Below are 25350 nucleotides of genomic sequence, written 5' to 3'. Positions count from 1 at the left end.
ATCCGCCGGGGAGCCGCCATGACCGCTGCCGTTCCGTCCGACCCGCCCGAGCCCGCCGTCGCGTTGCGCGGCGAAGCCGCGCTGGTGCGCGCGCTGGGGCCGTTCCAGCTCGGCGCGTCGATCATCAACATCATCGTCGGCGCCGGCATCTTCATGCTGCCGGCGCTGCTGTACGGGCGGTTGGGGCCCGGCGCGCCGTGGGTGTTCGTCGCCGGCGCGCTGGCGATCGTGCCGATCGCGCTGTGTTTCTCGGCGATCGGCAGCCGCGCCTCGGCCACCGGCGGGCCCTACACCTTCGTCGGCGCCGCGTTCGGACCGTTCGCGGGCTTTCTCGCCGGCGCGCTGATGTGGGTGTGCAATACCGCCTCCAGCGCCGGCGTCGCCGCGGCCCTGGCCGAGCAGGCCGCGCAGGCCTGGCCGGCGCTGCGCGAACCGGCGCCGCGCAGCGCGTTCCTGGTCGCGGCCTATGCGCTGCTGTTCGCGCTCAACGCCTTCGGGGTCAAGCTCGGGGTGCGCGCGATCGTGGCCCTGGCGACGCTGAAGCTGACCCCGCTGGTGTTGCTGGTCGCGGTCGGGATCTGGTTCGTCGACTGGAGCCAGATCGGTCCGCCCTCCGCGCCGCCGTCGTGGAGCGCGCTGGGCTCGTCGATGGTGCTGGTGGTGTTCGCCTACTCGGGCATGGAGACCGCGCTGGTGCCGACCGGCGAAGTGCGCGATCCCTCGCGCCACGTGCCGCGCGCGACCATGGCCGCGATCGCGGTGGTGGTGCTGCTGTACCTGGGCATCCAGATCGCCTGCCAGGGCCTGCTCGGCGCCGGTCTGCGCGATCACCCCGCGCCGGTCGCCGGCGCGGCGGGCGCGGTGTGGGCGCCGGCGCAGGCCCTGCTGCTGATCGCCGCCGGCGTGTCGATGACCGGCTTCCTGATGGGCAACCTGTTTTCGTCCTCGCGCCTGCTGTTCGCGCTCGGCCGCGACGGCTACCTGCCCGACGCCTTCGGCCGCGTCGACGCGCGCTACCACGTGCCGCGCACTGCGCTGGCGGCGCACGCCGGCATCGCCCTGGCGCTGGCCCTGGCCGGCAACTTCGAAACCCTGGCGCTGATCTCCGGCGGCGCGATCTGCCTGTTGTTCCTGGCGGTGTCGGTGGCGGCCTGGCGCGCCGAAACCCTGGACCTGCGCGGCGCCGGCGCGCCGTTCCGCCTGCCCGGCGGACGCTGGCCGATGCCGCTGCTGGCGACGGCGATCATGGCCGCGGTGCTGGCGACGATGAGCGCGGCGCAATGGGCGGCGATCGCGGTGTCGCTGCTGGCCCTGGTCGGCGTGTACGGGCTGCTGGCGCTGCGCCGGCGCGGGGCGCGCTGAAGCATCACATCCCCGCGACGCCGGATCGGCACCATGGCCGGCAGGGGAAAGCGGACTCGAACGGACAGGCCAATCGCCTCGCGCGCGCTTGATCGTTGACCGGCCGCTGAGGCCTACTCTTCCGTCGTAACGCCGACGCATGCGGGAGCCGCGCGCTTGCAGATGGCCAGCACCGCCGCCACCGCCGTGTCCGATTCCGCTTTGCCGCGCGCCGCGGCGCCGTCCGCCGCCTCCTCCGTGCCTGCCGGCTCGTCTGCCGGATCTTCGCTACCGTCCGCCGCTGCGGACGCCGGCGCCGTGCCGCCGGCCGGCGCTCCGCCCGCGGGACCGCCCGGACCGGCCGCGCCGATGCCGCGCTGGCGGGTCGCCGCCTTCGTCGCGATCTCGCTGCTGCTGGGCCTGACCCAAAGCCTGGGCATGAACCTGGTCGCCTCGAACCTGCCGCAGGTGCAGGGCGCGCTCGGCGCGACCAGCGCCGAGGCGACCTGGCTGCTGACGGTGTACTTCGCCACCAACATCCCGGCCAGCCTGCTGCTGACCAAGTTCCGCCTGCATTACGGCCTGCGCCTGTTCGCCGACCTGGGCATCGGCCTGTTCGTGGTCGCGGCGGTGGTGCACCTGCTGGCCAAGGACCTGGACTCGGCGCTGGCCGCGCGCGCCGCGCTCGGCATCGCCGCCGCGCCGCTGAGCTCGCTGACCGTGCTGTACATGGCCGAGGTGTTCGACGGGCCGAAGAAGGTGCTGGGGCTGATGTTCGGTTTCGCCGCCCTGCAGACCGGCGCGCCGGTGTCGCGGATCGTCGCCGAAAGCCTGTTCCTCAACGGCCAGTGGCACGGCATCGTCTATTTCGAACTCGGCCTGGCCCTGGTCTGCCTGGCCGCGATCAACCTGCTGCGGGTCACTCCGGCGCCGCGCCAGCCGATGTTCGACCGCCTCGACATCGTCAGTTTTCCGCTCTATTCGGCCGCGATCGCCCTGGTCACGGTGGTGCTGACCCAGGGCCGGCTGCGCTGGTGGCTGGACACGCCCTGGCTCGGCGAATGCCTGGCCTGGGCGGCGGTCTGCGCCGGCGCGTTCGTGCTGATCGAGATCAACCGCAGCCGGCCGATGGTCAACCTGCGCTGGCTGCTGCACGGCGGCTACATGGTCCGGCTGGGGCTGGCGATCGTGCTCTCGCGGATGGTGTTGTCGGAGCAGTCGGTCGGCGCGGTCGGCCTGCTCAACGTGCTCGGCCTCAACAACGACCAGATGCATACGATGTTCTGGCTGGTGCTGGCCGGCACCATCGCCGGCTTCGTCGTCACCCTGCCGTTCCTGCCGGGGCGGCGCTTCGACATCCTCGGCCTGATCGCGGTAGCGCTGGTCGGGGTTTGCGCCTACGTCGATTCGCACGCCAGCAACCTGACCCGGCCGGCCCAGCTCTATGTCACCCAGACCGTGATCGCGATGGCGGCGTCGATGTTCCTGGCCAGCTCGATCCTGCTGGCCCTGGTGCGGGTGGTCGCCGACGGGGTGCGCAACCTGGTCACCTTCATCGTCTTGTTCACCACCACCAACGCGCTCGGCGGCCTGCTCGGTTCGGCGGTGCTCGGTACCTATCTGGCGCAGCGCCAGACCGCGCACTACCAGCACCTGATGCAGCAGATGACGCTCGCCGATCCGCAGGTGGCGCTGCGCACCCAACAGCTCGGCGGCGCGGTCGCGCGGGTGGTCGGCGACGGCGCCGCGCGCGGCCAGCAGGCGCTGGCCAGCCTGAACCAGCAGGTGGTGCGCGAGTCCTGGGTGCTTGCCTACAACGACGTGTTCCTGGCGGTGGCCTGGCTGGCGCTGGCGGTGCTGGTCTGGGTCGGGCTGCTGAAATGGCAGCTGTGGCGGCGCGGCCACACCGTGGTCAGCTTCGCCTCGCAAGTGCCCGGGCCGTTCGGCGCACCGGGCGTGGCGGCCGCGCCCCGCGACGCCGCGCCCACGTCCGCTGGCGTCCAATCCGCTGCACCGACCGCTCCGTCTCCCGTTTCCTGATCCGCGAAGGACGCCCCATGCCGCTGAAGACGCCCTTCCGCTCCAAAGCCACCCTCCCGGTGGTCCTGATCGCCGTGGTCGGCGTGCTGCTGATCCTCTACGCCTGGCGCCTGCCGCCGTTCTCCAGTGCGCGCCAGACCACCGAGAACGCCTACGTGCGCGGCAGCGTCACCGTGATCGCGCCCAAGGTCGACGGCTACGTCGCCCAGGTGCGGGTGCAGGACTACATGCGGGTCGAAGCCGGCCAGGTGCTGGTCGAGCTGGACGACCGCAACTACCGCCAGCGGCTGGAGCAGGCGCGCGCCAACCTGGCCGCGCAACAGGCCAACCTGGCCAATTCGACCCAGTCGCAGCGCGTGCGCGAGGCGGCCATCGCCAACGTCGAAGCGCAGCTGGCCGCGACCCAGGCCAACCTGGCCCGCGCCCAGGCCGACATGCGCCGCGCCAATGCCCTGGTCGGCGACGGCTCGCTGTCGCAGCGCGAACGCGACCAGACCCTGGCCGCGCTGCGCCAGGCCGAAGCCGCGCTCGGCCAGGCCCAGGCTGCGCGGCGCTCGGCCGGCGAAGACGTGCGTTCGGTGATCGTCAACCGCGAGGCGCTGAGCGCCGCGGTCGGCAACGCCCAGGCGGCGCTGCGGCTGGCCGAGATCGACCTGGCCAACACCCGCATCCACGCGCCGCAGGCCGGCCAGCTCGGCGAGATCGGCGTGCGCCTGGGCCAGTACGTCACCCCCGGCACCCAGCTGATGCAGCTGGTGCCGCGGCGATTGTGGGTGGTGGCCAACTTCAAGGAATCGCAGACCGCGCGCATCCGTCCCGGCCAGGCGGCCTGGTTCCGGGTCGACGCGCTCGACGGCGCGGTGCTCAAGGGCCGGGTCGAGCGCTTGTCGCCGGCGACCGGTTCGGAGTTCAGCGTGATCAAGACCGACAACGCCACCGGCAATTTCACCAAGGTCGCGCAGCGCCTGCCGGTGCGGATCGCGATCGATCCCGAGCAGGAGCTGGCGCAGCGGCTGCGGCCGGGCCTGTCGGTGGAGGCCACGGTCGATACCGCCAGCGCGATCGACCAAGCCGCGGTGCGCCGCGCCGAACAGGCGGCCGCGGCCGAGGCCGCGCGCGACGCGGCGGTGCCGGTGGCGCAATTCGATGCGGCGCCGGCGCAGGCCGATCGCGCCCGCGGCGCGGCGTCCGCACCGCCGCAGACCGAGCCGCGGACGGAGCCGAGGCCGTGACCCGGATGCGGGCGCTGCGGCTGGGTGGACGAGGGCTGGGCTGGGCGGCCGGGATCGGGTTATTGAGCGCCTGCGCCAGCGTGCCGCCGCCGCCGGAGCGGCCCGAGCCGCCCGCGGCCTGGCGCGACGCGCCCGGCGCCAGGATCGCGGTGCAGCGCGACTGGTGGCGCGGCTACAACGACCCGGTGCTGGCCGAACTGGTCGAGCGCGGCCTGCGCGACAACACCGATCTGCGCCTGGCCGCGGCGCGCATCGCCGAAGCGCGCGCCCTGCTCGCGGCGCAAGGCGCAGCGCAGTGGCCGAGCCTGGATCTGGCGGCGAGCGCGACGCGTTCGCGCAGCCTCAGCGCGGCCAGCGGCCGGGCCGTGGTGTCGGAGGTGACCCAGCCGCAGTTCCAGGCCGCGTTCGAACTCGACCTGTGGGGGCGGCTGGACGCGCTGACCGACGCCGCGCGGGCCAATCTGCTGGCCAGCGAAACCGGCGCCGACGCGGTCCGGCTCGGCATCGCCGCCGCGGTGGCGCAGGCCTATCTGGGCCTGCGCGCCGGCGACGCGCGCCTGGCGGTGGCGCAGCGCACCCTGGCCTCGCGCGAGGGCGCGCTGAAGGTCGCGCAGCGGCGTTTCGACACCGGCTACAGCTCGCGCCTGGAGCTGGCCCAGGCCCAGGCCGAATACCGTGCCACCGCCCAGGTGGTGCCGCAGTTGCAGCTGGCGATCCGGCGCCAGGAGGACGCGCTGTCGGTGCTGCTCGGCGATGCGCCGCAGGCGCTGCCGCGCGGTCGCGAGTTGACCGACATCGCCGCGCCGGCCTTGCCCGATGCCGGCGTGCCCTCGCAGCTGCTGCGCCGCCGTCCCGACATCGCCCAGGCCGAAGCGCAGATCGCCGCCGCCGACGCCAGCCTCGCCGCCGCGCGCGCGCAGTTGCTGCCGTCGCTGCGCCTGACCGGCTCGCTGGGGCAGCTGGAATCGAGCCTGCTGCACAACGACCCGATCCGGCTGTGGAGCGTCGGCGGCAGCGTACTGGCGCCGCTGTTCAACCGCGGCCGGCTGCGCGCCCAGGTCGACGCCAGCGCCGCGCGCCGCGACCAGGCGGTGCTGGGCTACCAGAAGACCGTGCTGACCGCGTTCGCCGAAGTCGAGGACGCGCTGGCCGCGATCGCCCGCCTGCGCGAGCAGGGCGAACAGGCCGAGCTGCAGCGCCAGGCGCTGGCCGAGGCCTTGCGCATCGCCCACAACCGCTACAACGAGGGCTATGCCTCGTATCTGGAAGAACTCGATGCGCAGCGCAACCTGTTCAACGCCGAACTGACCGTGCTGCAACTGCGCGGCGACGCGCTGGCGGCGGAGGTGAACCTGTACAAGGCGCTGGGCGGCGGGTGGGGCGCGGCGGCGAGGCCTTAGCAGCGAAGAGCAAATCCCCCCTGCCCCCTTTTTCAAAGGGGGGAACGGCAAGAGCCTAAGTCGTCTCTCACAAGAGAAACGGCGAGTGCCTAAGTCATCGCCCCCTTTGCAAAAGGGGGCGCGCGCCTTGCGTCGTTCGGCGCAGCGAGGTTGCGAGCGGCGCGGGGGATTTAGCCCAGGTCGCGAAAATCAGCGCAGAACGGTTGCGACATGCGCCTCACCCGCGCTGCAACTCCGCCAGCGCCAGCTCGATCACCGCGAATTCCTTGTCCGCCTCGTCCTCGTCGCTGAGGAACCAGGCCGCCGACAGCGACTGGAACGCGGCGATCCATTGCAACAGGCGCTGCCGTTCCAGGCCGGCGCGTTCGACCACGATGTCCAGGCGGCGTCCGAAGCGGCCCGGCGCCAGTGCGGTCTCCTCGTCGGGGTCGGTGAACAGCACCGCGTACTCGAAGCCGCGTTCGCCGATCACCCGCTTGGGGTCGATCGCGATCCAGCCGCGCTCGGGGCCGGCGTCGAGCACGTTCTCGTGGTGCAGGTCGGCGTGCAGGGGCACGATTTCGCGCGGCTCGGCGAGCAGGCGCTGGGCGATCTCCCAGCCGCGCGCGAGCAGGCCGCCGTGGCTGCGGGCCTGCGTCTCCAGGTCGGCGAACCAGGGCCGCAGCGGCACCAGGTCCGACGGCACCGGCGCCGCGCGCGGCGCATGCAGGCGCGCGGCGGTGTCGCACAGGATCGCGGTGGCCTCGTCGTCGCGGCCGTCGCGCGCCATCTGCGCCAGCGAGCGCGGGCCGCAGGCGCGTTCCAGCAGCAGCGCGTCGGCGTCGCTGGCCAGCACCCGCGCGGCGCCGTCGCCGTCCCACCACTGCATCAGCAGGCGGCCGTGGCGCTCCTCGGTTTCGCGCGCGAGCTTGAGCATGGCCGGCGCGCCGGCGGCGCGCACCGGCAACAGGTCGCTGCTGTGGGTGCGGATGGGGCTGCCGTCGGCAACCAGGTTCCACACGGCGAGATGACGGTCGAAGGGCGAGGACATGGGCGCGCGGTCGGGACGATGCGCCCGATATCGGGACGGCTGCGGCCGGCGCAAGTGGCGAGGGCCGGCGCGCGTTGCGAACCGTGCGCGGGTTGGCAGGACCCAACGGCGCTCGAACCTGCTCCGGTCGCGTCCCGCCGCGACCGTGCGGAACGGACTTTGCCGATCGCGGCGGCTGCGCCGCGCCGGAGCGGTTGCGAACGGCGGTCGAGCACGCGGTTCAGTCGGCGGCGGCGTCCGCTTCCGTGGCGGCCGCGGCGTCGCGTTCCTTCAGCAGCGCTGCCGCTTCGGCGTCGGCGGCGACGCGGTGGCGCAGCGACTTGCAACGCTCCACGCCGGCGTCGGTGAGGCGCAAGCCGTCGCTGTCGTCGGCCTCGACCAGCGCGGCCTCGATCAGGCGCTCGCGCAGGGTCGCCGAATGCGGCTCCGGCGCCTGGCCATGGTCGAGGCGTTGCAACACGTTCAACAAAGCCAGTTCTTCGAGGCTGATCGGGTCCATGCGGCCGTTCCTGCGCGATTGGGCGCACTATGCCATGGCCGAGGAAGTGTGCCGAAACCTGGTTAGGTTCAGCGCCATGACAGCGGATTCAGCGACGGCGGCGAACGCGTGAGGACGTTCGTCCACAGGCCCGGGCAGGGCGGCATGCGGCACCGAAAAGAAATCCGCGCAAAGGCAGCAGCGGTTCCAGAGGGAACCTCGCCCAGGGGCGGCAGCGGCACCAAAAGGAACGTCGCCCGAGGCCGGCAGAGGCCTCAAAAAGGAACGCCGCCCGAGGGCGGCGTTCCGGCAAAGCGGGCGATGCGACGCGCGTTGCGCCGCATCAGCGACCTCAGGCCGCGGCGTCCTTCAGCTTCTTCAGCGGACGGACCTTGACCTTCACCGTGGCCGGCTTGGCGGCGAACCACTGCTCTTCCTTGGTGAACGGGTTGATGCCCTTGCGCTTCGGCTTGGCCGGAACGTTGACGGCGGTGATCTTCAGCAGGCCCGGCAGGGTGAACGCGCCGGCGCCCTTCTTGTTGATCGAGGCGTGCACCGCGCCTTCGAGCGCGCCGAGCACCGCGCGGATGTCCTTGGCGACCACGCCGGTGGTTTCCGCCAGATGCGCGACCAGACCCGACTTGCTCAGCACTTCCTTGATCGGCTTCGGAGCGGCCGGCTTGGCGGCGGCCTTCGGCGCGGCCTTCTTCTTTGCAGCGGTTTTCTTGGTAGCCATAGTTTCTTCCGGTAGTACTCGTTGGATGGGATGGGTTGCCTGGATAACCCCTCGGCAAGGCGGAATGTAGGGCATGCCCGACGCGCCGCCAAGAGTTTTCGAGCAAAAATTAGCTGTTTTTTGGTACCGCCTCGGCGCCGGTCGGCTCCGGTGCAGGCAAAACCCCGTCCGGCGAGGCGTTTTGCGACCGCGTGCGCAGCCATCGCGCGCCACGCAAGAAGCGGAAAAACCCGGACTTGCCGCGTTCCTGCGGCGGCGCAGCGACGGTTTGCGCGTGCGCGCCCGGCGCGCGTCGTCGCAGCGATGCGGGCGTTCGGTCGCGCTGTCGGCGGACACGCTCGGCACACATGCCGCGGGCGTGGCCGAAGCTCAGCCCCGGTGTTCCAGCGCCAGGTACTCGGCCGACTGCATTTCGATCAGGCGCGAGGCGGTGCGCTCGAACGCGCCGACCAGGCGCTGGCCGCGGTACAGGCCGGCCGGGCCGTCGGCGGCCGTGCACACCAGGTTCACATGGCGGTCGTAGAACTCGTCGATCAGATTGATGAAACGCCGCGCCGGGTCGTCGTTGAGGCCGTCGAACAGCGGAATGCCGCCGACCAGGACGGTGTGGCATTCGGTCGCGATTTCGATGTAGTCGCTGGCCGCGCGCGGGCCTTCGCACAGCGCGGCGAAGTCGAACCAGGCGTGGCCGTCGGCGAGCGCGCGCACCGGAATGTCGCGGCCGTCGATGCGCATCGGCCCGGTTTCGGCGATGCAGGCGGCGGTCAGTTCCTTCCAGCGCCCGGCCAGCCAGGCGTCGGATTCGGCGTCCAGCGGCGCGCGGTACACCGGCGAGCGGGTCAGCGCGCGCAGCCGGTAGTCCTGCGCGCTGTCCAGCAGCAGCACCTCGCAATGGGCTTGGAGCTGCGCGATCGCCGGCTTGAAGCGGTCGCGTTGCAGACCGTCGGCGTAGAGGTTGGGCGGCGCGGTGTTGGAGGTGGTCACCAGGGTCACGCCCTCGGCGAACAGACGCTCCATCAGCCGGCCGAGCAGCATCGCGTCGCCGATGTCGATGACGAAGAATTCGTCCAGCACCAGCACCCGCAGGCTCTCGCGCCATTGCCGGGCGATCCGCGCCAGCGGATCGCTCTCGCCGGCGTGCTCGCGCAACTGGGCGTGGATTTCGCGCATGAAGCGGTGGAAATGGGTGCGCCGCTTCTCGGCGATCGGCAGCTGCTCGTAGAACAGGTCGATCAGGAAGGTCTTGCCGCGGCCGACCCCGCCCCACAGGTACAGGCCGCGCACGCCTTCGCGCGGCTTGCCGCGCAGGCGGTCGAACAGGCCCTGGCGCGCCGGTACCTGCACCGCGGCGTGGATGCGGTCGAGTTCGCGCAGCGCCGGGCGCTGCGCCGGGTCGTCGCTCCAGTCGCCGCGGGCGACGCCGGCGGCATAGGCTTGGGATGGGGACAGCACGGTCATGCGCAACGCTCGTAAGGCCGGCTCATGCCGCCGCGGCCGCGGCGGCACCGGCGCAGGCGCAGCGCTTCCCGCGGGGCAGGTCGGGGGACATGGGCAGGGCGAGGCTCAGTTCGGGTCCGGCGCGGAACCGGCGGGAAGTTCCGGCGGCAGGTGCGGGCGCACGCCGTTCTTGATCGCGCCGCGCAGATCGATCAGGCGGCGATGGAAGAAGTGCCCGGTATCGGGCATGCGCACCAGCTCGGGCGGCTGGCGCAGGCCTTCGATCCAGGCGAACACCGCGTCCGGATCGACGATCTCGTCGGCCTCGCCCTGGATCACCAGCCAGGGATAGCCGCTGGGCGGAGCGATGCGGTCGAAGTCCCAGCGTCCGGCCGGCGGCGCGATCGAGATCAGCAGCTTGGGCTGCAGCTCGTCGGCCATGCGCAGCGAGACATAGGCGCCGAAGCTGAAACCGGCCAGCCACAGCTGCGCATCGGGCCGGGTCGCGCGGACCCAGGCGGCGACTGCGCGCAGGTCGTCGCATTCGCCTTCGCCCTGGTCGAACTCGCCCTCCGAGGCGCCGACGCCGCGGAAGTTGAACCGCACCGTGGCCGCGCCGGATTCGCGCAGGGCGCGCGCGGCCATGGTCACGACCTTGTTGTGCATGGTGCCGCCTTCGGTCGGCAGCGGATGGCAGACGATGGCGACGATCGGCCGCGGCGCGGCTTCGGCGGCTTCGACGATCAGCTCGAGCGCGCCGGCCGGGCCGGGCAGGGTCAGCGTCGCGGAAGCGTCGCCGGGAAAGGCGGGAAGGCTCATGGCCGGCATGATACGGGGCGCTGCCGGCGAGGTGTTACGCCGCCGTGTAGCCCGCGCCGCCCGGCCCGCTGCGGTGCAGCTTGCGGGCAAACCGGGCACGCCCGGCGGCGATTCAGCGCGCTTGCAGATCGAAGCCGAGCAGCATCGGATCGTGGTCGGAGCTGCGCCACGGACCGGTGCCGCCGTCGCGATAGCCGGCCTGGTCGGGCTCGGCGGCGTTGACGTGCCACTCGGCCGCGCCGCGCAGGCGCTGCGCCAGCGCCGGCGACAGCAAGGCGTGATCGAGCCGGCCGAGTTCGCCGCGGTACACATAGCTATACGGCGCCTCGACGCCGGCGACCGCGAACGCATCGCGCCAGCCGGCCGCATACAGCGTGCGCAGCGGCGCCTCCTGCGCATGCGCGTTGAGGTCGCCGACGATCAGGTTCAGGTCGCCGCCGCTGGCGGTGGGGTCGCGTTGCAGCCAGGCGTCGAGCCGGCGCGCGGCGTCGACCCGCGACGCGTTCCAGCACGAGGCGCCGTCGCCCTGGTCGCGGTCGGCGCCGGTCGCGTTGCTACAGCCCTTGGACTTGAAGTGATTGGCCGCGACCACGAACGCCGGGCCGCGCGCGCCGCCCGGGCCCAGCGCCCGGAACGCCTGCGCCATCGGCACCCGCGCCAGCGGGCCGAACGGGTCCTGCTGCAGGGTCGCGGCGACGCCCTGGGCGGCCACGCGTTGGCCGCGGTAGATCAGGCCGACCCGGATCGGATTGTCGCCCGGGCCGCGCTGGGATGGCGCGCAGGGTTGCTTGCACGGCGCGGCGAAGCGCCAGTCCTGGGCGCCGCCGACCGCGGCGTCGGCGCGGTCGAGCGCGGCCACCAGGGCGGCGAGGGTGGACTCGGGGCCGTAGCCGTCGTTCTCCAGTTCCATCAGCGCGGCGACGTCGGGATCGAGCGCGTGGATGGTCGCGACCAGCTTGTCCAACTGGGCCTGGTACTCGGCCAGGGTGCGCGCGCCGCGCGGGGTCGGAAAGCCGCCGCCGCGGCCGTCGCCGTTGAACAGGTTCTCCAGATTGAACGCGGCGATGCGCAGCTCGCCGGCGACCTGCGGCGGCGCCGGGCGCGGTGCCGCTTGCAGGGTCGGCGCGGCATCCAGTTGCAGCGTCGCGCCGTCCTCGCCGGGCACGACCACGCCTTGCGCGCCGTCCAGGCGGCTGCCGCTGCGCGCGGCGAATGCGGCCGCGCCGAGCGCGGCCTCGTCGCCGCGCAGCCACAGGCGACGGCGCGCGTTGTCGGCGGCGACCGCGCGTGCGGCCTCGCTGCCGGGCTCGGCGCGTTCGGTCGGTTGCCACAGCGGACCGTCGAAGGAGACCTGCAGGGCACCGCGCTTGCGATCGCCCTCGGCCAGGGTCAGCGGCGCGGCGATGCGCACGCGCATGCCCTCCAGCCGGTTCCAGTCCGGTGCTTGCGCGATCGCGACCGGCGCCAGTCGCGCCAGCGCTTTGCTCGCCCGCGCTGGCAGCGGTTCGACCCGCTGCACGGCGAGCGCGGTCAGGGTCGAACCGTGGCCGCGCGGCGTTTCGAACACCCGGCCGTGCACGCGCAGGCTTTGTCCGGGCGCGAGCGCGGCGACCGCCCGGCCGGTGATCCAGATCGCATCGGAGCTGGCCTCGTCGCCGTCGCCGCCGTCCTGCAGCAGCCAGCCGGGCGCGCCGTCGGTGCCGGCCAGGGCGGCGTTGATGCGGCCTTCCACGATCGCTTCGCGGCCGGCCCAGGCGCTGGCCGTCGCGCGGCCCTGGATCGTGCCGATGGCGATCGCGCCGGGGCCCGGCTGGGCGGAAGGCGTTCGGCTCGGCGCGCCGGCGCAGGCGGCCAGCAGCAGGCAGGGCGCGAGCGCGCAGACGGAACGGGAACGCAGCATGGCGGGACTCGGGGCGGGCCGGGACAGCCGGCATTATCGACAGCGCCGCGGCCGCGCGTCGCGTGCCGGCGGGCGGCGCAGGGTTCGCGCTCGGGCGATTGGCGCAGGCGACCGGGCCGCGGCGGCGCCGGTCGCGCAGGCCCGGCCCGCAACGAGAAACGCCGCCCGGGAGGCGGCGTTTCGCGACAGCGCGGCGGGTCGGCCGACGCGATTACTTGATGTTGGACAGCATCCAGTCGACCGTGGCCACGACCTGGTCGTTGGTCAGGGCCGGGTTGCCGCCCTTCGGCGGCATCACCCCGGCGCTGCCGGTGAAGCCTTCGATGGCGTGCTTGTGCAGCGTGTCCTTGCCCTTGGCGATGCGCGAACCCCAGTGCGAGGCGTCCAGGGTCGGCGCGCCGCCGGCGCCGGACTTGTGGCAGCCCGCGCACAGGCTGTCGTAGATCACCTGGCCGTCGAGGGTGCCGCCGTAGGCGACCTGCGAGGCGGCCTTGGCCGCGGCCGCGGCGACCGCGGCCTGCTGCGAGGCGGCGCCGGTTGCGCCGGCGTAGACCGCGCCGACCGGGCCGATGCGGTTCTCGGTGCGCTGCGCGGCGCGCGGATCGACTTCCGCCGGCAACTGCTTGTGGACGAAGTAGGCGGCGATCATCAGGCCGAGGGTGACCAGCATCAGGAAGCCGATCACCATCGAGAATTTCTTCAGGAATTCCAGGTCGTAATTGCGCACGATCCACCTATTGCGTGCGTCCGCGAGGGCGCACCTGAGCCATCGACGTGGCCGTACCGGGGATCGGCGCGGCCGCTGCGGACCCGCCCCTGGACGAGCCCGCCGACCGTTGCCTTGCGGGCAGGGATCGCGGGCCGGGAATGCCGGTCGGGTAGTTCCGCCGGACAGTTTAGCCCAATCGCGGCGGCCTGCGACCGGGCGCCGCAGGGGCCGCCGCGCCCCGTCGCGACGCCCATCCCACTCGCCGATGCGGCCGACGCGCGGGACTTGTGCGCCTTGCGTCGGTCATCGCCCGCCCCTATAACCGTTTCCGATCCACGAGCACGGTCACGGACGATGATCGCAGGGCCAGGGTCGGGCCGCCGCCGGCGCCCGCGCCGCCCGCGACCCGGACGCGCGCCGCGCCCGTACGCCACCCCCACAAGGACCGCCCTATGTCCCGCTGGACCACGCAAGAACTGTTGACCCGATTGGCCGCCTCGTTCGGTGCCGAAAACGTCGAGGAAGTGCCGACCGCCGATGCGGCGATCCAGATCACCCTGCCGGAAGCCGGCGACCTCGGCGTCACCATCGCCCTGACCGACCGCGAGATCTTCGTCTCCACCCCGCTGGTCGAGGCCGCCCAGGTCCGCGACGCGGCCGGCTTCAACGAAGCCTGCCTGCGCCTGAACCCGATCAACCCGCTGTCCAATCTCGGCCTGACCACGATCAACGACCGCGACGTCTATATCGTGTTCGGCGAAATGGCGCCGGACTCGACCGCCGAGCAGGTCGAGCTGGAAATCCGCACCCTGGCCGACAACGCGATCGACGCGGTCGAGGCCCTCAAGTCCTATCTGGTGAGCGCATGAGCCTGCTGCAGAAAATCCTGACCCTGTTCCGCGGCACCGCCCACGAGGCCGGCCAGGCCGTGGTCGACGCCAACGCGCTGAAGATCCTCGACCAGGAAATCCGCGACGCCGGCAACGAGCTGATCCGCTCCAAGGAAGAGCTGACCAAGGTCATGGCCCAGCGCCAGCTGCAGGCCAACCGCAGCAAGGACCGCTTCGCCAAGAAGGCCGAGTACGAGACCTACATCGCCGGCGCCCTGCGCCAGGGCAACGAGCAGCTGGCGCGCGAAGTCGCCGAGCGCCTGGCGACGGTCGAGACCGACCTGAAGAACGACGAGCAGACCATCGCCAACTACGACGCCAGCATCAGCCAGCTCAAGACCGCGATCACCGCGACCGAGCGCAAGCTGGCCCGGGTCAAGCAGCAGGTCGACACGGTCAAGGCCACCGAGGCGGTGCAGCGCGCCCAGACCGCGGTCGCCGCGCGCCATTCCGGCGCCACCGGCAAGGTCACCACCGCGCTGGATTCGCTGGAGCGCATCCAGCAGCGCCAGGCCGAGCGCGGCGCGCGCCTGCAGGCGGCGGCGCAGCTGGAGTCGGAGAGCGGCGACGGCGACCTCAACGCCAAGCTGGCCAACGCCGGCCTGCTGCCGGAATCGACCAGCGTCGACAACATCCTCGAACGTTTCCGCGAGAAGCCGGTGCAGCAGCTGACCCACGAGCCGCTGTCGCTGCCGGCGGTGGAGATCAAGGACGCCGAGCACGTCGAGCGCAAGAACTGAGTTCGTAGCCGGCGGCCGGATGCCGCCTGGCTCGACCTCTCCGCGCCTGCCCCTCATCCCCGCGAGAGCGGGGATCCGAGCCTCATCGCGGCACGACTCCGAAGTCCCCGGATCCGCAGCTCTTGCCCGTCATTCCCGCGCAAACGGGAATCCAGGGTTTCATCGCGGCATGACTCCGAAGTCTCCGGATCCCCGCCTGCGCGGGGATGACGGACTGAAGGAGGACGGCGCAGCCGGGCATTCGCGCCGGTCGCCGCGATAGTTGTAGTCTTCGCTGCCGCCGCGACCGGATCCGTACCCCGGACCGCAGCGAACCGCTTCCCGCACCACGCGCCACCCGCACCGCCCCACACGGACGTCACCAGGCACCCGCGCAGAATGATCGTCATCGGCAAGCTTTACCGCCTCGTCCGCGGCCACCTGCGACGGATCAGCTGGGGCGTGGTCGCGACCGCGCTGGCCCTGCACATGGGCCTGACCTGGCTGCTGCTGAGCTGGGCCGGCGAGGCCAAGCTGGTCGCCGCCGACGCCTTCGTCTACTACTACATGACCACCGCCAGCACGGTCGGCTACGGCGACCTGTCGCCGGGTTCGCCGGCCGGGCGCTTGGTCGTGGCCCTGTTCGTGATGCCGGGCGGAATCGCCCTGTTCGCCTCGGTGCTGGCCAAGACCAGCGCCAGCCTGCTGCATTTCTGGAAGCGCCATCAGATGGGCAAGATGAGTTACGACGACCTGCAAGGCCATACCGTGCTGATCGGCTGGCACGGACGCGAATCCGAGCGCCTGGTGCGGCTGCTGCTGGCCGATACCCATACCGACGACGAAGGCATCGTCCTGCTCGCCGAGGGCCTGACCGAGAACCCGATGCCGGAGCAAATCCGCTTCGTCGCGGTCGACTCCTACGCCGACTGCGGCGAGTACCCGCGCGCCGCGCTGGCCGGCGCGGCGCGGGTGATCGTCCACGCCGCCGACGACGACCGCTCGCTGGCGGCGGTGTTCGCGGTCATGTCGCACCGCCCGGCCGCGCACGTGGTCGCGCACTTCGACGCCGCCGCCGCGGCCGAACTGGTGCGCAGCCATTACCCGCACATCGAGTGCACGCGCCCGCTGCACGTCGACGTGATCGCGCGCGCGGCGCAGGACGCCGGCAGCTCGCTGGTCGCCGGCGAATGGCTCGGCGCCGGCGGCCCGACCCAGTTCAGCCTGCAGGTGCCGGCCGATGCCGCGCCGGTCCAGGCCGGCAAGCTGGCCGGCGCGTTCCGCGCCCAGTCGGCGCTGTGGGTCGGCTACCGCGACGGCCGCAGCGCCTCGCCGATACTCAATCCGCCCGATCATGTCGAGATCGCGCCGGGCACCTTGTTGTATTACCTTGCCGACGCGCGCATCGACGGCCGCCGCGTGCCCTGGTCCGCGCTGGCCGCGGGCTGAGCCGCCGCCGATGCGCATCGATACGGGCACTGCGAGGTTGAGGTCATGAGCTGGTTGAAGGGATTGTTCGGCGGCAACGACAAGGCGTCCGCGAAGCCGGCGCTGCCGTTCGCGCATCCGCTGCCGCTGGGGCTGCGGATCAACGGCCGGGTCGCGTTCGACACCCTGATGTACCGCGCCCATCCGCAGGCCTGGACCGCACAGCTGCCCGAAGGCCACCAGGGCATTCCCTGCTACGGCCACATCGACCTGGGCGGCGGCCACGCCCTGCACCGCTTCTACCTGGACGACGACGCCTACCTGCAGGTCAGCACCGCCAGCGGCCAGGTCGAGGGCATCAAGGCCTTCATGTTCCAGGAAACGGTGAACCCGCCCAACCAGGCCGCGTTCCAGCGCTTCATCCACGAGCACCCGCACCTGGGCGCGGACCGGATCGAGTACGCCGGCCGCAACTGGTACCGCGAATTCGGCGACGACGGGGCCGCGGCCAAGGTGCCGGCGGTGGTCTACGACGAGGTCCTGTACCGCCACGACCCGCCGCGCCGCGACGACGACCTGACCCATTACGCCATGCTCTACCGCCGCGAGGTGGCCGAGCTGGAGCGCGAGGAATTCCTGCTGGTCACCGCCGAGGACTACGGCCCCAGCGAATTCGTCGTCACCTACGCGATCGGCCTGGACCTGACCACCGCCGACCTCGACATAACCTGAGCGCCCGCCGCTCGCACTTTCGCCTCAAGGGACCCTCATGGACGCTCCGATCACCGCCCACAGCTTCCTCAACTTCCTCGCCTACGCCGGCACCGGCATCGGCGTGCTGATCGCCGCCGCGGTGGCCGTGCTGCTGATCACCCCGCACCGCGAGCTGAGCCTGATCCGCGAAGGCAACGTCGCCGCCGCGACCGCGTTCTCCGGCACCCTGATCGGCCTGGCCCTGCCGTTGCACTCGGCGATCTCCAACTCGGTCAGCCTGATCGACGCGGCGATCTGGGGTGCGGTGTCGGTGGTGGTGCAGCTGCTGGCCTTCCTGCTGGCGCGGGTGGTGCTGCCCAAGCTGTCGCAGCAGATCAGCCTGAACCAGGCCGCCGCCGGCATCTTTTCCGCCGGCGTGTCGATCAGCGTCGGCCTGATCAACGCCGCCGCGATGACCCCGTGAGCGATGCCATGAACCCGACCCAGAGCAAGCGTTCGCGCCAGCTGCGGCTGGTGCTGATGGCGGCGGCCGTGCCGGCCGCGCTGACCGGCTGCGAGGACGAACCCAGCGGCAAGATCCTGACCGCGCGCGAAGAGTGCGCGGTGCAGACCGAAATCTCGGTCGCCGAATGCCAGGCCGCGTACGAGAAGGCCCTGGCCGACCACGCCAAGCTGGCGCCGCGCTTCGAAAGCGAGCGCGAGTGCAACGACCAGTTCGGCGCCTGCCAGCCGGTGCCGCAGCAGTACGCCAACGGCAACCAGAACAGCTTCATGCCGCCGATGGCCGGTTTCCTGATCGGCTACGCCGTCTCGCAGGCGATGAACAGCGGCGGGGGCGGCTATTACTACGGCGTGCGCGGCGTCTCGCCGCTGTACCGCGACTACCGCGGCGGCGGCTACCTGCGCCCGGGCGGCGAGTACGTCGGCAAGAGCAGCGGCATGGTCCGCGGCAAGTACGGCGACACCGCCCTGCCGACCCGCGCGATGACCGTGTCGCGCGCCGGCTTCGGTTCCAGCGCCGCGGCGCGCGGCGGCTTCGGCGGCAGCCGCAGCAGCGGCAGCTCGCGCGGTTGGGGCGGCTGAGCGCCGCCCCCACTTCAACGCATCCGATCGAGCAGCGACGACCGCACCGAATGAAGCGCATCGCCACGACCCCGCGCCCGGACTGGCGCGAGCAGGCCCAGTCGCTGGGCTTCCATTTCCACACCATCGACGGCGCGCCGTACTGGGACGAGTCGGCGTACTACGCCTTCAGCCTGCGCCAGATCGAAGACGACATCGAGCAGCCGACCCAGGACCTGCACGATCTGGCGATGGGCCTGGTCGACGAGGTGGTCGGCTCGGAAGAGCTGCTGCAGAAGCTGGCGATCCCGCCGCAGTACTGGGACTGGATCGCGGACTCCTGGCGGCGCCGCGAGCCGCACCTGTACGGGCGCATGGACCTGGCCTACGACGGCCGCGGCCCGGCCAAGCTGTACGAACTCAACTACGACACGCCGACCTCGCTGTACGAGGCGGCGTACTTCCAGTGGCTGTGGCTGGAACAGGCCATCGCCGCCGGCACCCTGCGCGCCGGCAGCGACCAGTACAACCGGATCCAGGAACTGCTGATCGAAACCTTCGGCAGCCTGGCCCGCGACCAGCGCATCCTGACCCCGGTGCATTTCGCCGCGGTGGAAGGTTCGGCCGAGGACCAGGGCACGGTGCGCTATCTGCGCGACTGCGCCGAGCAGGCCGGCGTCGACACCCTGGAGCTGAGCATCGAAGCCATCGGCCTGAGCGCCGAGGGCTGGTTCACCGATGCCGACGACCGGGTCATCCGCACCTTGTTCAAGCTGTACCCGCTGGAGTGGATGTTCGTCGAGGAGTACGGCGCCAAGCTCGCCGGCTCGCAGGTGCAGTTGATCGAGCCGGCCTGGAAATCGATCCTCAGCAACAAGGGCGTGCTGCCGCTGTTGTGGCAGCGCCATCGCGGCCACCCGAACCTGCTCGAGGCGCATTTCGAGGACGATCCGGCCGCGACCCTGCCGGCCGGCTGGGTGCGCAAGCCGCTGTTCTCGCGCGAAGGCGCCAACATCGAGCTGGTCACCGCCGACGGCCAGCGCCTGAGCAGCGACGGACCCTACCGGGACGGCCCGACCATCCGCCAAGCGCACCACGCCCTGCCGCGTTTCGACGGCGCCGACGGCGCGCCGAACTACCCGTTGATCGGCAGCTGGGTGGTGGCCGACGTCGCCGCCGGCATGGGCCTGCGCGAGGACGCCGGCCCGATCACCCAGGACAGCTCGCGCTTCCTGCCGCACGCGATCGTCGAAGACTGATCCCGGGTTCGACGCCGTCGCCCGGCGCCGTCGCCCGGGCGCGGCGCCGCGACGGGCCGCGATGGCGCCATACGCCGGCGCGTGGATTGAGCGAATTCCGCACTGCGGCCCAGTTCGGCCGTGATTGCGCCCGTGAAAGCCCGGGCCGCGATCCCTGGATGTATCGATGATCCGAGGGCGGGCCGGGCGGCCCGCCCGCGTCCGCATCGCGGACCGGCGCCTCGATCCATTCTCGGGAGTAAGGAAGCTATGCGACTCGAATCCAAGCGCAAGTCCCCGCTGACCCCCCTGGCGATCGCCGCCGCGTTGCTGGTCGCCGGCAGCGCCCACGCCGCCGACCTCAAGTCCGCCACCGCGGCGCAGGCGCGCGGCCTGATCGGCCAGCACCTGGCCACGGTCCAGGCCGCCGCCGACGACGCCTTCCAGGTGCGCGACACCCTGATCGACCGCGACGGCACCGGACACGTGCGCTTCGAGCGCAGCTACCGCGGCCTGCGGGTGATCGGCGGCGACCTGGTCGCCAAGACCCAGCGCGGCCAACTGCGCTCGGCCCAGCTGACCCTGCGCAGCGCGCAGCGGCCCTCGCTGACGGCGCGGATCGGCCGCGACGCCGCCGCGATCGAGGCCGGCGCGCGCTTCGACGGCAAGCTCGCCCAGGTCCACCGCAACGAACTGGTGATCTACGCCCGCGGCGCCCAGCCGGTGCTGGCGTACGAAGTCGTCCTGCAGGGCGAGGACACCCGCAAGCACTCCGGCTTCGTCGCCTATTACGTCGACGCGATGAGCGGCAAGGTGCTCGATGCGCAGGACCAACTGCAGACCGCGGCCGCGGTCGGCACCGGCAAGACCTTCTACTACGGCAACCTCAGCATCGCCACCGATCAGAAGAGCGCGACCAAGTTCGACCTGATCGACACCACCCGCGGCAACGGCGCGGTCTACGACGCCAAGGGCGCGGCGATCTCGAACCTGTTCGACATCCTGTTCGCCACCTGGGGCGCGACCCTGTTCACCGACACCGACAACACCTGGGGCAACAACGCGCTCAGCGACCGCGCCACGGTCGCCACCGACATCCACTACGGGGTCGGCGCGACCTGGGACTACTTCAAGAACGTGCACGGCCGCAACGGCCTGTACAACGACGGCGTCGGCATCAAGAGCTACGCCCACACCAACTTCAAGCGCGCCGACGGCAGCACCACCGGCGTCAACGCGGCCTATTTCGCCCTGACCAAGGTGATGTTCTACGGCGACGGCGACGCCGCGCGCGGCTTCGGTCCGATCGTCGGCATCGACGTCGCCGGCCACGAGATGTCGCACGGGGTCAACGCCGCGACCGCCAACCTGGCCTATTCCGGCGACGCCGGCGGCCTCAACGAGGCCAATTCCGACATCTTCGGCACCCTGGTCGAGTTCTACGCCAACCATCCCAACGACCCGGGCGACTACCGGATCGGCGAAATCATGCGCAGCGGCGGCCTGGCCTTCCGCGACATGTACAACCAGGGCGTGGACGGCAAGTCGTTCAACTGCTACATCCCCGGCGGTTTCGATCCCGCCCAGGGCGCCGGCGGCGCGCACGATCCGCACTACACCTCCGGGGTCGGCAACCGTTTCTTCTACCTGCTCGCCGAAGGCGCGGTGGTGCCGGCCGGTTCCGGCCTGACCCCGGCCCAGCTGGTGTGCAACGGCGACACGTCCATCGCCGGCATCGGCCGCGATAAGGCGGGCAAGATCTGGTATCGCGCGCTGACCACCAAATTCACCTCCAGCACCAGCTACCCGCAGGCGCGGGCCGCGACCCTGGCTGCGGCGGCCGAGCTGTACGGCGCCGGTTCGGCCGAACAGACCGCGGTGGCGCGGGCCTGGAGCGCGGCCGCGGTGAACTGAGGCGCGGGCGCCCGTCGAGGATGCGGCGGCCCGCTGCGGCGGGCCGCCGTGCGGCGACGGAAACCTCGCGCGCGGTCGCAAGCGTGCGCACGGTCGCGGTCCGCAAGCGCGAAACCCGGCGCAGACGCTGCAGCCGGTGTTGCGCTATGCGATCCTGCCGGGCCGATCCGACGCGACCCCCGGCGCGAACGAACCGACCCCGCATGAGCCAGCCCTGTCCGCCCGCTTTCCGTTCGCCCTGTCCGCCCGCCGAGCGCCGTCGCGCGATGGGAGGGCGGCGATGAGCGCCGATGCCGCCGCGCTGGAGCCCGCCGTGGACGCGGCCGATCCGCAATCCGGCGACGACGGCTTCGTGTTCGATGCCGGCGCCTTCGCCTGCGTCGCCGCCGGCCGCGACCTCACCGGCTATGCCTGCCGCTTCCGCAGCGACGGCTACCGCGACGATCTGTTCGCCGCTTACGCGATCGCCTGGCCGGCGCAGCTCGACCGCGCCGTGGTCAAGCGGCGCAGCGACTACCTCGCCGGCCGGATCTGCGCGCGGCGCGCGCTGACCGCGCTTGGCCTGGCTGCGGTCGACGTACCGATCGGGCCGGATCGCGAACCGGTCTGGCCGGCCGGGGTGATCGCCTCGATCTCGCACGCCGGCGACCGCGCCGTGTGCCTGGCCAGCGCCGACCCGCAGATCGTCGGCCTGGGCATCGACATCGAAGGCCGGCTGCCGCCGGGCATGGCCGCCGACATCCGCAACGAGGTGGTCGACGCGGCCGAGTCGGCGGCGATCGAAGCCCATTTCGCCGACCCGGTGCAGGGCCTGGCGACGGTGTTCTCGGCCAAGGAAAGCCTGTTCAAGGCCTTGTTCCCGCAGGTCGGCGAGTTCTTCGGCTTCGAGGCCATGCGCATCGCCGGGCTGGCGCCGGGGCGGATCGAGTTCGCCGCGACCCAGACCCTGGCGGCGACGGTGCGCCAGGGCGACCGGTACGCGGTCGACTACCTGCTCGACGGCGAGGACGTGCGCACCGTGGCCTGCGTGCTGCGCCGCGACTGATCCGTCGGCCGCACGGCCTGGCCGGCGCCGATCTGTACGACAATGGGCGGATGCGTTGCCTGTTGATCGACAACTACGATTCTTTCACCTGGAATCTCGCCGACCTGATCGGGACGGCGTTCGGCGAAGCCCCGGTCGTGGTGCGCAACGACGAATACGCCTGGCCCGAGCTGCGCGCGCGCGGCTTCGACTGCGTAGTGATCTCGCCCGGCCCGGGCCGCCCCAGCCAGGAGGCCGATTTCCACGTGTCGGCCCAGGCCATCGCCGAAACCGGGTTGCCCCTGCTCGGCGTCTGCCTCGGTTTCCAGGGCATCGCCCATGCCGCCGGCGGCCGCATCGTGCATGCGCCCGAGCCTTTCCACGGCCGCGCCAGCGCGGTGCACCACGACGGCGACGGATTGTTCGCCGGCCTGCCGTCGCCGTTCCAGGCGATCCGCTACCACTCGCTGATCGCCGCCGCGCCCTTGCCGCCGGCGCTGGTCGCCACCGCCCGCACCGACGACGGCCTGATCATGGCCTTGCGCCATCGCCAGCGGCCGCAATGGGGCGTGCAGTTCCACCCCGAGTCGATCCTGACCGAGCACGGCCTGGCGATGATCGGCAACTTCCGCGACCTGGCCGCGCGCGCGCGCGGACGGGCCTGGAGCGCGCCCGCGTCGCCGGCCGCGCGCGCGGTGCCGGCGTCGTCCGCGCTGCCTGCGCCCGCTCCTGCGCGCGCGGCACAGGCGCGACTGCACTGGCGCGCGCTGGCGCCGGGGCTGGACCCGGAGGTGGTGTTCGGCGCGCTGTACGCGCCGCAGGCGCATGCGTTCTGGCTCGACAGCCAGAGCGCCGACCAGGCCGCCGAGCATTCCTTCATGGGCGCGGCCGAGGCCGGCGAGGTGCACGCCTACCGCCTGGCCGAGGACGATGCGGCCGGCAGCGCCGGCCAGGCCTGGTTGGCGCGGCTCGACCGGGAACTCGAAGGCACCCGCGTCGCCGGCGCCGAGGCCTTGCCGTTCGCGTTCTGCGGCGGCTACGTCGGCTATTTCGGCTACGAGATGCAGGCCTTGTTCGGCGGCGAGCGCCGGCCCGGCACCGAGGCGCCCGATGCCTTGTGGATGCGGGTGCGGCGTTTCGTCGCCTTCGACCACGCCCGCGGCGCGGCCTGGGCGGTCGCGATCGCCGACGCGGACGAGGGTCCGGCCGCGGCCGAGGCCTGGCTGGAAGCGACCGCGCTGGCGGCGGAAGCCACCCGCGGCGCGGTCGGGGCGGCGCCGGTCGCCGCACCGGAGGCCGCAAAGCCGGAGCTCGCCGAAGCGAACGTCGCCGAAGCCGCGGTCGCCGAGTTGGACGTCGCGATGGACCTCGGCCGCGACGACTACCTGGCCGCGATCGGCGAATGCCGCCAGGCCATCGTCGACGGCGAGTCCTACCAGGTCTGCCTGACCAATCACTTCCGCTTCTGCGCCGGGTTCGATCCCTACGCCCTGTACCGGCGCATGCGCCGCGGCAACGCGGCGCCGTTTGGCGCCTTCCTGCGCAGCGGCGCGCACAGCGTGCTCAGCACCTCGCCGGAACGCTTCCTGCGGGTGGACCGTGCGGGCCGGATCCAGACCAAGCCGATCAAGGGCACGATCCGCCGCGCCGCCGACCCGCGCAGCGACGCCGAATACGCGCGGACACTGGCCGACTCGCCCAAGGACCGGGCCGAGAACCTGATGATCGTCGACCTGATGCGCAACGACCTCAACCGGGTCGCGCTGCCCGGCTCGGTCGAAGTGCCGAAGCTGCGCGTGGTCGAGAGCTATCGCACCGTGCACCAGCTGGTCAGCACGGTCGAAGCGAGCCTGCGCCCGGACCGCAGCCTGATCGACCTGGTGCGCGCGACCTTCCCCGGCGGCTCGATCAGCGGCGCGCCCAAGCTGCGCACCCTGCAGATCATCGACCGGCTCGAGCGCAGCCCGCGCGGCGTGTACTGCGGTTCGATCGGCTACCTGGGCTACCACCGCGTCGCCGATCTCAACATCGGCATCCGCACCCTGTCCTACGACGGCCGCGAGGCCGCGTTCGGCGCCGGCGGCGCGATCACCTACCTGTCCGATGCCCAGGCCGAGTTCGACGAGGTGCTGCTCAAGGCCGAGGCGGTGCTGCGTCCGGTCTGGGACTTCCTCGCCGGCGGCGCCGTCTACGACGCGCGCCTGAGCGGCGACCGCCTGCGCCTGAGCGCGGCCGCGGTCAGCGACGCAGCGCCAGACTGAGCGCGGCGGCCTGTGCCGCGCGGCCGCCCAGGCCGGCGGGCGGCGGGCCGCGCATCGCCCGCCGCGCCAATCGCGCCTGGTCCCACTGCAGCGCGGCGATGTAATCCTGGTAGGCCCTCATCCGCGCCTGCCAGTAGTCCAGCTCCATCGCGCTGCGGGCCAGGAAGCGCTGCACTTCGTTGTCGTTGGCGGCCAGGTCGCCCGGGCTGTCGCGCACGCCGGCGCGCTGTCGCTCGATGTCCAGGAACTGCCGGCCGCGTTCGACCAGCGTCTTCAGCATCCGCACCGACTCGTTGTAGCGCGCGTTCTCGGCCAGCACCAGGCGCTGGCAGATCGCCTGTTGCTGGCGCGCGATCGGCGCGTTCAAGTCGGGCGCGGCCTGGCGCAACACGCCGGGCAGGCGCTCGCGCACCTCGCCGCTGCGGTTCGGGCACAGATCGTCCATGCCGTAGTCGTCCGGGCGCGCGGCGAACTCGTCGCGCAACTGCGCCGGGGCGAAGTTGAGCCGGCGCAGGCCGACCAGCTGCTGGCGGAAGTGGGCGACGGTTTCGCGCCAGCGTTGCGCCTGCTTGCCGAACTCGACCGCGTCCTTGCCGATGTGCTGGACCTGCGCGTTGTAGTTGCCCGGGTCGCTGACCAGGACCTGCGCCGCGGCGGTCGGAACGCAGGCGGCGGCGAACACCGCCAGCGACGCAGCGACGAAGCGTCGGTGCGCGAATCGGACGGGCGTGAGCATGGCGAATCCTTTCGATGCGAGGCGCGCGGCGGCGGTGCGATCGACTATCGCATGCCGCCGGATCGAGGAAATCGGGCGAAACCGCAGCGATTTCGCGCGTCCGGCCACGCGCGTGGACGTTCGCGCCGATAGCGCTACCTCGGGTTTCGCACGCGCGGCATGCGGCGTACATGCTGCGCACATTCGTCGAATGTGTGGCAATAACCATTTTGATTCTTGCGCGCCGGCGGACGACAATCCGC

The 25350-nt window shown here is 72.0% G+C and carries 22 protein-coding genes; 14 read left to right on the top strand and 8 right to left on the bottom strand.

Annotated features, from left to right (window positions below):
• Positions 1–18 precede the first annotated feature (18 nt).
• The 4 genes from K4L06_RS06435 (at position 19) to K4L06_RS06420 (ending at position 6013) form a co-directional block, all read left to right on the top strand.
• The gene (locus K4L06_RS06435; protein ID WP_221670616.1) at positions 19–1362 is read left to right on the top strand and encodes an APC family permease; all 1344 of its coding nucleotides are present in this window, start codon (positions 19–21) and stop codon (positions 1360–1362) included.
• Between the two features lie 348 nt (positions 1363–1710).
• Complete coding sequence (locus K4L06_RS06430; RefSeq protein ID WP_221670615.1) at positions 1711–3381, top strand: MFS transporter; 1671 nt, start codon at positions 1711–1713, stop codon at positions 3379–3381.
• A gap of 17 nt (positions 3382–3398) precedes the next feature.
• Positions 3399–4613: an HlyD family secretion protein gene (locus tag K4L06_RS06425; protein ID WP_221670614.1), complete on the top strand. Its 1215-nt coding sequence runs from the start codon at positions 3399–3401 to the stop codon at positions 4611–4613.
• 5 nt (positions 4614–4618) lie between these two features.
• Positions 4619–6013: an efflux transporter outer membrane subunit gene (locus tag K4L06_RS06420; protein ID WP_255595542.1), complete on the top strand. Its 1395-nt coding sequence runs from the start codon at positions 4619–4621 to the stop codon at positions 6011–6013.
• 217 nt (positions 6014–6230) lie between these two features.
• Here the strand turns inward: K4L06_RS06420 and K4L06_RS06415 are convergent, their stop codons facing one another.
• The 7 genes from K4L06_RS06415 to K4L06_RS06385 all read right to left on the bottom strand — a co-directional run bounded on the left by K4L06_RS06415 (position 6231) and on the right by K4L06_RS06385 (position 13140).
• On the bottom strand, positions 6231–7043 hold the full coding sequence (locus K4L06_RS06415; protein WP_221670612.1) for an aminoglycoside phosphotransferase family protein: 813 nt from the start codon (positions 7041–7043) through the stop codon (positions 6231–6233).
• 220 nt (positions 7044–7263) lie between these two features.
• The gene (locus K4L06_RS06410; RefSeq protein ID WP_221670611.1) at positions 7264–7542 is read right to left on the bottom strand and encodes a hypothetical protein; all 279 of its coding nucleotides are present in this window, start codon (positions 7540–7542) and stop codon (positions 7264–7266) included.
• Positions 7543–7873: 331 nt separating this feature from the next.
• On the bottom strand, positions 7874–8257 hold the full coding sequence (locus K4L06_RS06405) for an HU family DNA-binding protein (RefSeq protein WP_221670610.1): 384 nt from the start codon (positions 8255–8257) through the stop codon (positions 7874–7876).
• Between the two features lie 369 nt (positions 8258–8626).
• A complete protein-coding gene (zapE, locus tag K4L06_RS06400) occupies positions 8627–9715 on the bottom strand; it encodes a cell division protein ZapE (RefSeq protein ID WP_221670609.1) in 1089 nt (362 codons plus the stop codon).
• Between the two features lie 105 nt (positions 9716–9820).
• Complete coding sequence (locus K4L06_RS06395; RefSeq protein ID WP_221670608.1) at positions 9821–10513, bottom strand: alpha/beta fold hydrolase; 693 nt, start codon at positions 10511–10513, stop codon at positions 9821–9823.
• Between the two features lie 112 nt (positions 10514–10625).
• Positions 10626–12413 carry an ExeM/NucH family extracellular endonuclease gene (locus K4L06_RS06390; protein WP_221670607.1) on the bottom strand — a complete coding sequence of 596 codons (1788 nt, stop codon included), beginning with the start codon at positions 12411–12413 and terminating at the stop codon, positions 10626–10628.
• Between the two features lie 211 nt (positions 12414–12624).
• Complete coding sequence (locus tag K4L06_RS06385) at positions 12625–13140, bottom strand: c-type cytochrome (protein ID WP_221670606.1); 516 nt, start codon at positions 13138–13140, stop codon at positions 12625–12627.
• A 434-nt stretch (positions 13141–13574) separates the two neighbouring features.
• On the opposite strand from K4L06_RS06385, the gene K4L06_RS06380 reads away from it, so the two are divergent.
• From K4L06_RS06380 to pabB, 10 genes are all read left to right on the top strand, one after another.
• On the top strand, positions 13575–13991 hold the full coding sequence (locus K4L06_RS06380; protein WP_221670605.1) for a DUF2170 family protein: 417 nt from the start codon (positions 13575–13577) through the stop codon (positions 13989–13991).
• Positions 13988–14752 (top strand): PspA/IM30 family protein, encoded by a 765-nt coding sequence (locus K4L06_RS06375; RefSeq protein ID WP_221670604.1) that lies wholly within the window; start codon positions 13988–13990, stop codon positions 14750–14752. Before K4L06_RS06380 ends, K4L06_RS06375 begins: the two co-directional genes overlap by 4 nt.
• A 378-nt stretch (positions 14753–15130) precedes the next feature.
• Positions 15131–16180: a potassium channel family protein gene (locus K4L06_RS06370; protein WP_221670603.1), complete on the top strand. Its 1050-nt coding sequence runs from the start codon at positions 15131–15133 to the stop codon at positions 16178–16180.
• A 45-nt stretch (positions 16181–16225) separates the two neighbouring features.
• A complete protein-coding gene (locus tag K4L06_RS06365; RefSeq protein WP_221670602.1) occupies positions 16226–16891 on the top strand; it encodes a DUF2491 family protein in 666 nt (221 codons plus the stop codon).
• Positions 16892–16928: 37 nt separating this feature from the next.
• Positions 16929–17336 (top strand): DUF350 domain-containing protein, encoded by a 408-nt coding sequence (locus tag K4L06_RS06360; RefSeq protein WP_221670601.1) that lies wholly within the window; start codon positions 16929–16931, stop codon positions 17334–17336.
• Between the two features lie 8 nt (positions 17337–17344).
• The gene (locus tag K4L06_RS06355; RefSeq protein ID WP_221673538.1) at positions 17345–17956 is read left to right on the top strand and encodes a DUF1190 domain-containing protein; all 612 of its coding nucleotides are present in this window, start codon (positions 17345–17347) and stop codon (positions 17954–17956) included.
• A 50-nt stretch (positions 17957–18006) separates the two neighbouring features.
• Positions 18007–19194, top strand: a complete 1188-nt coding sequence (locus K4L06_RS06350) for a glutathionylspermidine synthase family protein (RefSeq protein WP_221670600.1) — start codon at positions 18007–18009, stop codon at positions 19192–19194.
• A gap of 249 nt (positions 19195–19443) precedes the next feature.
• Positions 19444–21087, top strand: coding sequence for a M4 family metallopeptidase (locus K4L06_RS06345; RefSeq protein WP_221670599.1), 1644 nt, complete (start codon positions 19444–19446; stop codon positions 21085–21087).
• A 280-nt stretch (positions 21088–21367) separates the two neighbouring features.
• On the top strand, positions 21368–22132 hold the full coding sequence (locus tag K4L06_RS06340) for a 4'-phosphopantetheinyl transferase superfamily protein (RefSeq protein WP_221670598.1): 765 nt from the start codon (positions 21368–21370) through the stop codon (positions 22130–22132).
• Positions 22133–22182: 50 nt separating this feature from the next.
• Positions 22183–24372, top strand: coding sequence for an aminodeoxychorismate synthase component I (pabB, locus tag K4L06_RS06335; protein WP_221670597.1), 2190 nt, complete (start codon positions 22183–22185; stop codon positions 24370–24372).
• On the opposite strand, the gene K4L06_RS06330 is transcribed toward pabB, so the two are convergent.
• Positions 24350–25108, bottom strand: coding sequence for a hypothetical protein (locus tag K4L06_RS06330; protein WP_221670596.1), 759 nt, complete (start codon positions 25106–25108; stop codon positions 24350–24352). The genes pabB and K4L06_RS06330 overlap by 23 nt on opposite strands.
• Positions 25109–25350: the final 242 nt, after the last annotated feature.

It is taken from the genome of Lysobacter sp. BMK333-48F3, from assembly GCF_019733395.1.
Taxonomy (GTDB): domain Bacteria; phylum Pseudomonadota; class Gammaproteobacteria; order Xanthomonadales; family Xanthomonadaceae; genus Lysobacter.
The sequence above is the reverse complement of the archived record's forward strand: the minus strand, read 5'-3'. Positions and strand labels throughout refer to the sequence as shown.